Raw genomic sequence first — 12442 nt, forward strand, 5'->3', positions numbered from 1 at the left:
CGTGACCCCCTTCACCCGCAGGCGTTTCCTCGCCGCCACCGCGCTCACGGCCGGAGCCGCCGCGTTGCCCGGTGGCACCGCGAAAGCCGCCGTGCCCGAACGGGGCATCCGCGACACGAGCCCGGCGTCGTCGTGGACGGACGGCTTCCTGACCGGCAACGGCGAGTACGGGGCCGTGCTGCACGGAACGCCCGCGGCCGAGAAGGTGATCTTCAACTACCACCGGCTCGTGCTGCCGAACGGCACCCGGTCCGTCACTCCCCCGGTGCTGTCCGGACGCCTGAATTCCGTGCGGGACAAGGCACTCGCCGGTGACTACGCCGGTGCGAACAAGGACTTCGCGGCCGGATGGTCGCTGCGCTGGACCCAGACCTACCACCCGGCGTACGAGCTGCGGATCGCCACACAGAGCCTGACGGTGAACAACTACAGCAGAGCCACCGACTTCCGCACCGGCGAAGTCACCACCACCTGGACGAACGATGGCACGTGGACCCGGCGGGCATTCGTTTCCCGCCCCGACAAGGTGATCGTCCACGAACTCCTGCCCGCGCCCGGCCGCACGATCGACACCACGCTCAGCGTCAGCACCGCGCTGGAGGGCGCGCCGTCGAGCGTCACCTACACGACGCTCGCCACCATCTCGAACGGCAACGGATACCTGAACCTGCGCGGCACCTACCCGTCCGGGCAGGGTGCGTTCGGCTACGAGGGCGTCACCAGGGTCGTCCCCACCGGCGGCACCGTCACCGCGAACGGCGCCACGATCGTCGTGGCCGGCGCGAGCAAACTGCTGCTGCTCACCAAACTCGACCGCTACGAGTCGCCCGCGTGGGGCGCCAAACCGTTGCACGCGGCGTTGGCCGCGATCGGCACCGACTACGCGACTCTGCTCTCCCGGCACTCCGCGATCCACACTGAGATGTACGACCGCTCGCGGCTGGACCTGAACGTCTCCGACGCCGACCGCAAACTCTCCACCAGCGAGCTGATCACCCGGCAGAACAACAACAAGAGCGTCATCGACATCGCGTTGCTGGAACGGCTCTACGACTCCGGCCGCTACCTGTTCATCAGCTCCAGCGGTGTCCTCCCGCCACGGCTGACCGGCATCTGGACGGGTACGTGGTCGGGTGCCTGGGCCGACGACTTCACCACCGACGCCAACGTCAACCTCCAGGTCGCCGGCGGCAACATCCTCGACACGACCGAGGCCATGCAGGGCTACTTCACCCTGATCCTCGGCCAGCTCGCGCACTGGCGCACCAACGCGCGAAACCTCTACGGCGCACGCGGTTTCCTCGCCCCGTCCCGCACCGACGGCGAGTACGGCCACATGCTGCACTTCGACAGCAGCTGGCCGGGCCAGACCTGGACCGGCGGCGCCGACTGGCTGCTCTACCCGTTGCTCGAGTACTACGAGGTGACCGGCGACCAGGCGTTCCTGCGCGACAAGCTCGGTCCCGCGCTGATGGAGCTCGCGCTGTTCTACGAAGACTTCCTCACCCGCACCGACTCCAGCGGCAAGGTCGTGTTCGTGCCGGCGTTCTCGATGGAGAACGCGCCGAGCAACACCGGCGTGATGCTGTCCGTCAACGCCACCGGCGAGATCATGGCGGGCAAGCACGCCCTGCAGGCCGCGATCTTCGCCGCCACCACGCTCGGCGTCGAGCAGGACGGCGTGCGGCGCTGGAAAGCGTTGCTGGCCAAGATGCCCGCCTACCGGACCAACAGCGACAACGCGCTCGCCGAGTGGTCGTGGCCCGGCCTCAACGACCAGTACAACCACCGGCACGTGCAACATCTGTACGGCGCCTGGCCGTTGCACGAGATCAACCCCGAGGAGACTCCCGACCTCGTCCGCACCGGGTTGCGGGCGCTGGAGGTCCGCGGCGACCAGAACATCTCGGCCCACGGGAGCCTGCACCGCGCACTGGCGGGCGCGCGGCTCAAGGACGGCGGCAAGGTCTACGACAACCTGCGCAAGATCATCGGCAACAACATGGTCTTCCGGTCGCTGATGACGTCGCACAATCCGAACCTCGACATCTACAACGCCGACGCGGCCAACGCGATCCCCGGCGTCCTGAGCGAGGCACTGCTCTACACCCGGCCCGGCGTGCTGGAACTCCTCCCCGCCCTGCCGGGACAGCTCACCAAGGGCACGATCACCGGCCTGCGCGCCCGTGGGCGGATCCGCGTGCACAGCCTCAGCTGGGATCTCTCCGCCCGCACGGTCTCCGCGTCGATCACCTCCGACGTCGACCAGACCGTCACCCTCATCAGCCGTCGCGGCATGACCTCCGTGACCACGACGGCGCCGGTCGCCCCGTCACCGATCGGCCCGCACGCGAGGCAGCTCACGCTGACCGCCGGGCAGCGCACCGACATCGCGGTGTCGCTGCAAGGCTGGATGCGGCTGGTGAACCGCAACAGCGGCAAGGCACTCGACGTCACCGGCGCGAGCACGGCCGAAGGCGCCAAGGTCATCCAGTGGACCCCGTCGGGCGCCGTCAACCAGCAGTGGCAGCTGCTGCCCAACGCGGACGGCTCGTTCCGGCTCTCCGCACGGCACAGCGGCCGCCTCCTGTCGGGCGGAACGGTCCAGGGCGAGCAGCTCGAGCAGCGAGCCGACACCGGCGCCGACAACCAGTGGTGGAAGGTCGTCGACGCGGGCGGTGGGTACGTCCACCTCGTCAACGCGCGCACCGGGTGGTACGCGGACGTCGACGGCAGCTCGAAGGGCGACGGCGCCAAGGTGATCCAGTGGCCCGCCAACGGTGTCGCGAACCAGCAGTGGCAGATCATCTGGGTCTGACCCGTCCATCGGCACGCTCACCGGTCGAACGGAACAGTCGAACGAACCGGTTCGACGTCTGCACCCCTTGCCGCGAGAAGCGCACTGCGCGTACGTTCACTTCTCGATCGAACCGGTTCGACTCACGTCTCCCCTGACCTGTTTCGGAGTCCTCATGGTTCAGCGACGAACCAGCACTGCCCTCCTGGCCGTACTGGCATCTGCATTCGCCTTCGCGGGAGCGGCCCCGGCCCACGCCGCGAACGAGTCCATCAGCGTCAACTTCTCCACCACGAACGGCACCCCCACCTACCGCGCCTCCGGCTGGATCTACGGCATGACGGAGAACGCCACGGGTCCCGCCGACCACTTCTACCGCGACGTCAAGTTCCGGTACATGCGGGCCGGTGGCGCCCAGCTCGACAGTCCCGGCGGCTGGGTCTCCGGCAAGTACGACCGCCGCTGGAACTCGACCCGCGCCCAACTGCTGCGCACCCGTTCGCTGGGCGGCGAGTTCGTCTTGCTGGCCCACGACCTGTGGGGCGCCGACGGGTACCCGATCTCGCGGTTCCCCGGTGACAACGGCAACTGGACCGACTACGACAACTTCCTCACCCGGCTGATCGACGACGTGCGGGCTACCGGCGCACCCGTGCAGTGGGACCTCTGGAACGAACCCAACATCACGATCTTCTGGAACCGCCCGCAGTCCCAGTACTTCGAGCTGTGGCGGCGCACGTACCAGCGCGTCCGGGCGGCGTTTCCCACGCACCTGATCGTCGGGCCGAGCCTCGCGGGTGTGCCGTCCACCGGAGGCTGGTGGACGCAGTACCTGGACTTCGTGCGCGCCAACAACGTCGTGCCCGACATCATCAGCTGGCACTCGCTGCCGGGCGACCCGGTGTCGAACGTGGCGACGGCGAACCAGACGCTCAACTCGCGCGGCATCCCGCACCCGCGGCCGTACCAGATCAACGAGTACGGCGCCGGCAACGAGCAGAACCCCGGCGACGGCTCGTGGTACATCACGCGGCTCGAACGTGCCGGTGCGGACGGCCTGCGTGCCAACTGGGCCAGCGCCGGCAACCTGCACAACGATCTCGGCAACCTGCTCGTCCGCAACTCGGCCGGGCAGCACCAGCCCAAGGGCGAGTGGTGGGTCTACCGCTTCTACGCCTCGCAGACGGGCGAGATCGTCACCACGACACCGAGTCAGTCGTACGACTCGTTCGCCACGAAGGCGAACGGCGTGGCGAAGATCCTCCTCGGCGGCGGCAGCACCACCGGCAACGTCGCGGTCGCCCTGCAGCGCTTGGACACCACGACCGGCATCGTGCAGAACAACCAGGTGCGCGTGCTCGTCCAGCGCATCCCGTACAACAACGGCGGTGCCGTCCAGGGACCTGTCACCGTGCAGAACAGCGTGGTGACGCTCAATGGCAACACAACCACCGTCAACGTGCCGCACAACAACGCCGACGAGACGTTCACGATCACGCTGTTGCCGCCGGGCAGCCCCGGCTTCCAGACGGTCGCCGCCGCCCAGCACTCCCAGCAGTGCCTGGACAACACGAACCTGAGTGCCGCCGACGGCAACCTGCAGCAGCAGTTCTACTGCGAGGGCGGCGACCAGCAGCAGTGGAACTTCGCTCCCGTGGCGGGCGTGGCCGACACCTACACCGTCGTGAACCAGCTGTCGGGCAAATGCCTGGACGTCACCGGTTCCTCGACCGCCGACGGCGCCACCGTCGCGCAGAACACCTGCTCCCCCGGTTCGGCGAGCCAGCAGTACACGCTGAGGAAGGTCACCTACAGCGGTAACGACCCCCACGACTACCAGCTCGTCGCGCGGCACAGCGGCAAGTGCGTCGACGTCAACGGGGTCTCCGCCGCGGCCGGTGCCCGGATCATCCAGTGGGCCTGCAAGCCTTCCGGGCAGAGCGGCGATCTCAACCAGACCTGGCGGCTCTGGGGCAGCGCATGACGTCAAGCCGATCGGCGACTTGACCAAATCCCCTCGTCTCTTCCCGTGAACTGGCGAATCAACTGCGGCCGTAGGACTCCGTAGTGGATTCGCGACAACCCGGGAGGGCACCTTGGGCAGGCGCTGGAAGAGCAGCCGCGGGATCAAGTCGGCGGCGGCCGCGGTCGGAGTGCTGGTCGTGGCCGCCACGGCGGTCACGATCACCAACACCTACGCGGCACCCGACGACGCCGACGCACCGTTGGCGGTCACGAACACCTTGCGGCAGAAAGCCTCGATGCCCGGCACCGCCTGGGCGATCGATCCCGGAACGAACAAGGTGCTCGTGACCGCCGACAGCACGGTGACGGGAGAACGCTGGAACACCCTGGTGTCCGCTGTGGACGAGTTCGGTTCGAGGGCGAGCCTCACGCGGGCGCCGGGCGTGTTCCGGCCGTTCGCCGAGGGCGGCGACGCGATCTTCGCGGGCCGCGGCCGGTGCTCGCTCGGGTTCAACGTCAAGGCCTCCGACGGGAGTCCGGCGTTCCTCACCGCCGGGCACTGCGTGCAGAACGCGCAGCGGATGTCGCTGGCCGCCGGTGCGCGGCCGGTGGCCACCGTCGCCGACTCGACGTTCCCGGGCAACGCCGACTTCGCGCTGCTCACCTACGACAACCCCCGCACCAACGCGCCGAGCGAGGTCGACACCGGGCAGGGACGCAAGGTCAAGATCGTGCGCGCGGCGGACGCACGGGTCGGCCGGCAGGTGCAGCGGATGGGCAGCACGACAGGGCTGCGCTCCGGCAAGGTCACGGCGCTCGACGCCACCGTGAACTACCCGGAGGGCACCGTGACCGGGCTCATCCAGACGACCGTGTGTGCGGAAGGCGGGGACAGCGGCGGCCCGCTCTTCACGGCGAACGGTGACGCGATCGGCCTCACGTCCGGCGGCAGCGGTGACTGCCGCAACGGCGGTGTGACGTTCTTCCAGCCCGTGAAGGCCGCTCTCGCCGCCACGGGCGCCCGCATCGGCGGTGGACGGTCCAATTAGGACCGATGGCCCACTCCGGCAGTTGGGTGCGCGGGACTGAGAGGATCGGAGGATAAGTCAGTCTCAGCCTTGACCGTTCGCGCCAGGACCGCTCTGATGTGTGTTATCTGGACGACCGAAGTCCTGCAGATTTCGCGAATCAAAGTCCTAGATGAGTCAGATACATGCTGGCCACAACGTAGTGGAGCGGCTCATGACAGCGAAGGCACGAGGCAGTAGGCGGCGGATGCCTGCCCTGGCAGGCATGTGCTTGGCGGTGGTGCTCGCCGCGGCGCCGGTGGCGGCGACCGCGGCGGCACCCGCACCAGCTCCGGTACCGGCGGCGGGCACCGGGCCCTGCGACATCTACGCTTCCGGCGGCACACCCTGCGTGGCCGCGCACAGCACCGTGCGGGCGCTCTACGGCTCGTACAGCGGCAACCTCTACCAGGTCAGGCGTTCCTCGGACAACACGACCAGGAACATCGCCGTGCTGGCCGCGGGTGGCACGGCGGACGGACCGGCCCAGGACGCGTTCTGCGCCGGCACGTCCTGCGTGATCACGGTGGTCTACGACCAGTCGGGCCGCGGGAACGACCTGTGGTACCAGGGTTCGAGCGTCGTTCCCGGCTCACCCCAGAGCAGGCCCGCGACCGCGACCTCGGAGTCGCTGACCGTCGGCGGCAGCAAGGCCTACTCGCTCTACATCAACCCCGGCAACAGCTACTGGCGTGACGGCCACCTGACCGGCGTCCCCACCGGCAGCGCGCCGGAAGGCATGTACATGGTCACCAGCGGCACGCACGTCAACGGCGGCTGCTGCTTCGACTACGGCAACAGCGAGACGACCAGGAAGGCCGACGCCGCCGGGGCGATGGACGCCATCAACTTCAGCACGCAGTGCTGGTTCGGCGGATGCCAGGGCACAGGTCCCTGGGTGCAGGCCGACCTCGAGTGGGGGCTGTTCCCCGGCGGCAGCAAGTCGTGGAACCCCAACCAGAGGGCGTTTCCGAACAAGTTCGTGACGGCGATGCTGAAGAACAACGGGACGTCGCGGTTCGCGATGAAGGGCGGCAACGCGCAGTCCGGTGACATGACGACGTTGTGGGACGGCTCGCTCCCCTCCGGGTACAGCCCCATGAGGAAGCAGGGCGCGATCATCCTCGGCAGCGGCGGTGACTGCTGCAAACCGGACGGTGGCGCCAACCTCAGCGCGGGCACCTTCTACGAGGGCGCGATGGTCTCGGGCTACCCGTCCGACGCGACCGAGAACGCGGTGCAGGCCAACATCATCGCGGCCGGGTACAGCACGGGCGGCAGCGGCACGACCGGTGCGGTCCGCGGACTGGGCTCCGGCAGGTGCCTCGACGTCAACGGCAACGCGGCGGGAACCCAGCTGCAGATCTGGGACTGCAACAACGGAACCAACCAGACCTGGGCACGCACCGCGTCCGGTCAGCTGACCGTCTACAGTGGAGACGGCACCAGGTGTGCCGGGGCCTTGAACAACCAGACGGGCAACGGCACCGCCGTGGTGATCACCCCGTGCAACGGCGGGGCGGGCCAGAAGTGGCAGTTCAACGCCAACGGCTCCATCACCGGCACGCAGTCCGGCCTGTGCCTGGACGTCAACGGCGCCGCCACCGCCAACGGCTCCAAGATCATCCTGTGGACGTGCCACGGCGCGAGCAACCAGCAGTGGTCGTTCGGGTGAGGTAGCCACCCACTACTCCTTATGCAGCAGCAATGCTCGTCCGAGCGACGAATCTGCGTAGCGGCTGAACGGCGCTTGTCGGCGCCGTTCAGCGCACCCTACGGTCATGTGGGAGCGCTCCCAGAAATCCCGTCGACGAGGACGGAGAACCTCGGAACATGAGATCTCAACCCCTAGGCCTGCTCGCATCCGCGCTGGTGGTGACACTCGCCGCGACTCTTCCCGCGGCAGGCACAGCCTTCGCCGCCGACTACGAGCGCGTGCTCAACGGAAAGTTCGACGGTGCCTCCGCCGACCCCTGGTGGAGCAGCGCCGGCGTGACCAACCGGATCACCGGCGGTGAGCTGTGCGCGGCGGTCACCGGCGGAACCACCAACCCGTGGGACGCCCTGGTCGGCCAGAACGGCGTCCCGTTCGAGAGCGGGCAGTCCTACACCTTCTCGTTCGACGCCCACGCCACCACCGCGCAGACCATCGCCGCGGCGGCGGGTGAGAGCGTGAGCCCCTACCGCGGGATCGCCAAGCAGGATTTCGCGCTCACCACCGCGAAACAGCACTTCACCTTCACCTTCACGTCCACATTGGACTTCCCGGACGCGGGCAACGGTCAGGTCGCCTTCCAGCTGGGCGGTCAGGCCGCCGACAACACCATCTGCGTGGACAACGTCTCGCTGGTCGGTGGCGTGAAGCCACCCGGCGGTGTGAACCCCAACCCCACCAAGAAGGTCCAGGTCGACCTGGTGGCGTACGTGCCGGGTCTGCCCAAGCGCGCCACCCTCGTCTCCACGGCCACCACGGCGCAGACGTGGACCCTGAAGAACTCCGCGGGCGCATCGGTGGCGACCGGTCAGACCACGCCGAAGGGAGCGGACGCGACGTCCGGCGACTCGGTGCACCTGATCGACTTCTCGTCGTTCGACACGCCGGGCACCGGGTACACGCTGTCCGTCGGCGCCGACAGCAGCTTCCCGTTCGACATCTCCGCCGACCCGATCAAGAAGCTGCGCTACGACTCGCTGGCGTTCTTCTACCACCAGCGCAGCGGCATCCCGATCGACGCGCAGTACGTGGGCACCGAGTACGCGCGCCCGGCCGGTCACGTCAACGTCGCGCCCAACCAGGGCGACAACAACGTGCCGTGCCGTGCCGATCTCGCCTGTGGCTACACACTGGACGTGCGCGGCGGCTGGTACGACGCGGGCGACCAGGGCAAGTACGTGGTCAACGGCGGCATCGCGGCCTGGCAGCTGCTCAACTCCTACGAGCGGGCCGCCCGGATCGGTGACGCCTCGGCGTTCCGCGACGGCACGCTGGCCATCCCGGAGAAGTCCAACGGTGTGCCGGATCTGCTCGACGAGGCGCGCTGGGAGGTCGACTTCCTGCTGAAGATGCAGGCACCGGACGGCATGGCGCACCACAAGATCCACGACGCGGCCTGGACGGCGCTGCCCACCCGTCCCGAACTGGACGACCAGGCCCGCCGGCTGTCCGCGACCAGCACGGCGGCGACGCTGAACCTGGCCGCGGTGGCGGCGCAGGCGTCCCGGCTCTGGCGTGGCATCGACGCGGCCTACTCGGCGAAACTCCTCGCGGCGGCGCGGAAGGCGTACACGGCGGCCAAGGCGAACCCTGCCAAGCTCGCCGACCCCAACGACAACGTCGGCGGCGGCGCGTACGACGACAAGACCGTGAGCGACGAGTTCTACTGGGCCGCCGCCGAGCTGTACACGACCACCGGTGACGCCACCTACCGGGCCGACGTCACCTCCTCCCCGCACTACAAGGCGGCCGGTCTGAGCAGGGCCGGTTTCTACTGGGGCGGAACGGCTCCGCTGGGTGACATCACGCTCGCCCTGGTGCCCAACGGCCTGCCCGCGGCGGACGTCGCGGCGATCAAGGCTGCGTTCGTGACCGTTGCGGACCAGCACCTGGCCGCGATGGCGACCATGGGCTACGCGACGCCGTACGACAACAGCACCGACGGCTACGTGTGGGGCTCGAACTCCGCGGTGCTGAACAACGCCCAGGTGCTGGCGCTGGCACACGACTTCACCGGTGCGGCCAAGTACCGCGACGGCGTGTTCGAGGCGCTGCACTACCTGCTCGGCCGCAACCCGCTGAGCACCTCGTACGTGGCGGGCTACGGCGACCAGGCCGTGCACAACGTCCACCACCGGTTCTGGGCCCACCAGAACGACCCCACCCTGCCGACCGCGCCCGCGGGATCGCTCTCCGGCGGCCCGAACAGCGTCCTGCAGGACCCGGTGGTCCAGCGGTTGCTCGTCGGCTGCCCGCAGCAGAAGTGCTGGGTCGACGACATCGGCGCCTACTCGGTGAACGAGGTGGCGGTCAACTGGAACTCCGCGCTCGCCTGGGTTTCCGGCTGGGCGGCGGAGAAGTCCGGGACGCCGGTGACGAAGCCGGACTGCGAGGTGCGCTACGAGGCCAACAAGTACCAGGGTGGCCTGACCGCACACGTGTCGCTCACCAACACCGGCACCACCGCGTGGAACGGGTGGAAGCTCGCGTTCGCGTTCCCCGGCACCCAGCGGGTCACCCAGGGGTGGTCGGCGAACTGGAACCAGACCGGCCGCGACGTGACCGCGACCAACATGCCGTGGAACGCGCAGGTCGACCCGGGCAAGTCCGTCTACATCGGATTCAACGCCTCCGGCACCGGAGCCGATCCGGCGGCGTTCACCATCAACGGCAAGAAATGCGGTACAGGCTGATCGCCTGAACCACCGCCGCCGCGCAGGCCGAACTCGTCGGCCTGCGCGGCGGTGCACGTGAGGAGGCCGCGGTGGACCGCGAGACCTGGCTCGTGGCAGACGCGCTGGCGCGGCTCGCGCACGAACACCGCGAGGTGATCACCCGTGCCTACTACCGCAGGGAGACCGTTGCCGAGCTCGCCGACGCGCTCGGCGTGCCGCAGGACACCGTGAAGTCCCGCCTGCACCACGGTTTGCGCGCGCTGGACCTGTTGCTGCGGGAGAACGGTGTCACCGCGCGGCCCGCACCCCGCGAGGCGACTCCCCCAGCTCGCGACGGCACACCTTGTTGAACGCCTGCAGGTCCGGGATGCCGACAGCCGCGGCGACGGCCGTGACGGACAACGTCGAGGCCGTGAGCAGGTGCCGGGCCCGCTCCATCCGGCGGCGGCGGATAAAGGCCACCACCGTGAGACCGGTGCGGGCGCGGAACAACCGCGTCAGGTGGTTGTGGGACACGCCGGCCACCTTCGCGATGCCCGTCACCGGCAACGACGTCGCGAGTTGCGCCTCGATGTGCGCGGTCGCGACATCGAAGGGATCGGCGGCCTCCCGCCCGGCCGGACCAGCGTCGGTCAGCTGCCACAGAACGGTCCACAGGTGGGCCGCGGCACGCTCCGGCGCCGCCGCGAGCGCTCCCCGCATCAGGCCGGCTATCAGTGTCCTGTTCGGACCGGCGTCCTGCATCACCGGCGCGACACGACGTTCGGACGTGCCGTCGAGGCGCAGGTGGGCGTAGAGGTGCTCGGACCTGCCGCGGTACCGGTAGCGCACCTCGGTGCCGGGTGGGATCAGGCTCGCGCGGCCGGGGACGATGCGGTGCACGACGCCACCCACGTCGACGGTGCCTTCGTAGCTGTAGAGGTGCACCTGCCACAGGTCTGGCAGCAGGAACACGTCCTCCAGCGTCGTGACGCCGTGCACGCCGACACCCATGTCGGCCACCAGCGGCGGTTCGCTCAGCGGGAGCACGACTTCCTGCACGGGTGAAAAAATACCAGTGGTGGGTGAATTCAACCCACGCCACGCAACGGTCGCGCCTCTACGTTCGCCGTATGCGAACCACTACGCTCACCTCGGTGCAGCTGGCCCGGTTCGTCTCGCACGGCTACCTGCGCCTGGACGCCGTCGTGCCGGACGAGATGAACCGGGAAGCGCTGGAACTGCTGCCGGACGGACTGCCGGACGTGCCGTGCGGCACCGCGGTCACCGACGCCTATCCCGAGGGGTCCTTCCCGCGGCGCCTGGTCGAACTGCCCGCTGTCGCCAGGGCGTTGCAGGCTCTCGTCGGCCCCGGCCCCGCCGTCGACCACCACGCCGTGCACATCCGCGAACCGCACGAGGGCCACGCCCAGCCGTTGCACGGGGACGCGATCATCGACGTGCGGCCGGACGCGTTCGACGTCCAGCTGATGTACTACCCGCAGCAGGTCACCCCCGACATGGGCGGCACGCTCGTCGTGCCGGGCAGCCATCTGCGCCGCACCAACGAAAGCGACACCGGCCGCTACCAGAACCTGCGCGGCCAGACCCGCCTGGTCTGCCCGGCCGGCACGGTTCTGCTGCTGCACCACGGCATCTGGCACGGCGGGCGCCGCAACGACAGCGACCTCCGCCGGTTCATGTTCAAGATCCGCTTCAACCCGACCGTCCCCCAGGTGCGGCTGTGGGACACGCGCGACCTCGCCGATCCCGGGGTCGCCGCCGAGCTCGGCCGGTACTTCCCGTGGTACGAGCAGGCCACCGGCCGGCTCGAGGTCTACAACCGCGTGCTGCTGTGGCGCGCGCTGACCGGCGACACCTCGTTCGACGTCGAGCACTGGGTCACCCGCGTCACCAACCGTCCCGCACACAGGAGCCACGCATGACCCTCCGCCAACAGGTCCTCGTCCTCTACCTGTCCACGTCCGCACTCGACTCCCCCGTCGTCGGCTGGTCCCGCTACGACGGCACGGGCGCCACCCGTCCCACGACGGGCGACTCCGACGAACCGCCCTACTCCGACGGGCTCGAGGCGCTGAAGGACGGCTGGCGTCTCTTCCAGGTCTCCCCGCTGCTCCCACCGCAGGCAGGGGCGGAGTACGGCACGTCGTTCCTCAAGCACGAGTTCTTCTTCGAGAAGCTCAGTTAGTCCTGCGGGTCCCGCACCGACCGGTGCGGGACCCGC

9 protein-coding genes are annotated in these 12442 nt (G+C 69.1%); 8 read left to right on the top strand and 1 reads right to left on the bottom strand.

The window, feature by feature from the left end:
• Window position 1 precedes the first annotated feature (1 nt).
• The 6 genes from ABZ345_RS19880 to ABZ345_RS19905 all read left to right on the top strand — a co-directional run bounded on the left by ABZ345_RS19880 (window position 2) and on the right by ABZ345_RS19905 (window position 10568).
• The gene (locus ABZ345_RS19880; RefSeq protein WP_359850414.1) at window positions 2-2818 is read left to right on the top strand and encodes a glycoside hydrolase N-terminal domain-containing protein; all 2817 of its coding nucleotides are present in this window, start codon (window positions 2-4) and stop codon (window positions 2816-2818) included.
• A gap of 154 nt (window positions 2819-2972) precedes the next feature.
• Window positions 2973-4781, top strand: a complete 1809-nt coding sequence (locus ABZ345_RS19885; RefSeq protein ID WP_359850417.1) for an RICIN domain-containing protein — start codon at window positions 2973-2975, stop codon at window positions 4779-4781.
• Window positions 4782-4893: 112 nt separating this feature from the next.
• Window positions 4894-5811, top strand: a complete 918-nt coding sequence (locus tag ABZ345_RS19890; protein ID WP_359850419.1) for a S1 family peptidase — start codon at window positions 4894-4896, stop codon at window positions 5809-5811.
• Between the two features lie 226 nt (window positions 5812-6037).
• Window positions 6038-7504, top strand: a complete 1467-nt coding sequence (locus tag ABZ345_RS19895; RefSeq protein ID WP_359850422.1) for an arabinofuranosidase catalytic domain-containing protein — start codon at window positions 6038-6040, stop codon at window positions 7502-7504.
• Between the two features lie 158 nt (window positions 7505-7662).
• On the top strand, window positions 7663-10236 hold the full coding sequence (locus ABZ345_RS19900; RefSeq protein WP_359850425.1) for a glycoside hydrolase family 9 protein: 2574 nt from the start codon (window positions 7663-7665) through the stop codon (window positions 10234-10236).
• Window positions 10237-10307: 71 nt separating this feature from the next.
• Complete coding sequence (locus ABZ345_RS19905; protein WP_359850428.1) at window positions 10308-10568, top strand: sigma factor-like helix-turn-helix DNA-binding protein; 261 nt, start codon at window positions 10308-10310, stop codon at window positions 10566-10568.
• Here ABZ345_RS19905 and ABZ345_RS19910 read toward each other — a convergent pair.
• Window positions 10507-11259 carry a helix-turn-helix domain-containing protein gene (locus tag ABZ345_RS19910; RefSeq protein ID WP_359850431.1) on the bottom strand — a complete coding sequence of 251 codons (753 nt, stop codon included), beginning with the start codon at window positions 11257-11259 and terminating at the stop codon, window positions 10507-10509. The genes ABZ345_RS19905 and ABZ345_RS19910 overlap by 62 nt on opposite strands.
• A 71-nt stretch (window positions 11260-11330) precedes the next feature.
• On the opposite strand from ABZ345_RS19910, the gene ABZ345_RS19915 reads away from it, so the two are divergent.
• Window positions 11331-12143, top strand: coding sequence for a phytanoyl-CoA dioxygenase family protein (locus ABZ345_RS19915; RefSeq protein ID WP_359850434.1), 813 nt, complete (start codon window positions 11331-11333; stop codon window positions 12141-12143).
• Window positions 12140-12406, top strand: coding sequence for a hypothetical protein (locus ABZ345_RS19920; protein ID WP_359850437.1), 267 nt, complete (start codon window positions 12140-12142; stop codon window positions 12404-12406). The genes ABZ345_RS19915 and ABZ345_RS19920 overlap by 4 nt, the downstream gene beginning before the upstream one ends.
• Window positions 12407-12442 lie beyond the last annotated feature (36 nt).

Source organism: Lentzea sp. NPDC005914 (genome assembly GCF_040629405.1).
In the GTDB taxonomy this organism is placed as follows: Bacteria; Actinomycetota; Actinomycetes; order Mycobacteriales; family Pseudonocardiaceae; genus Lentzea.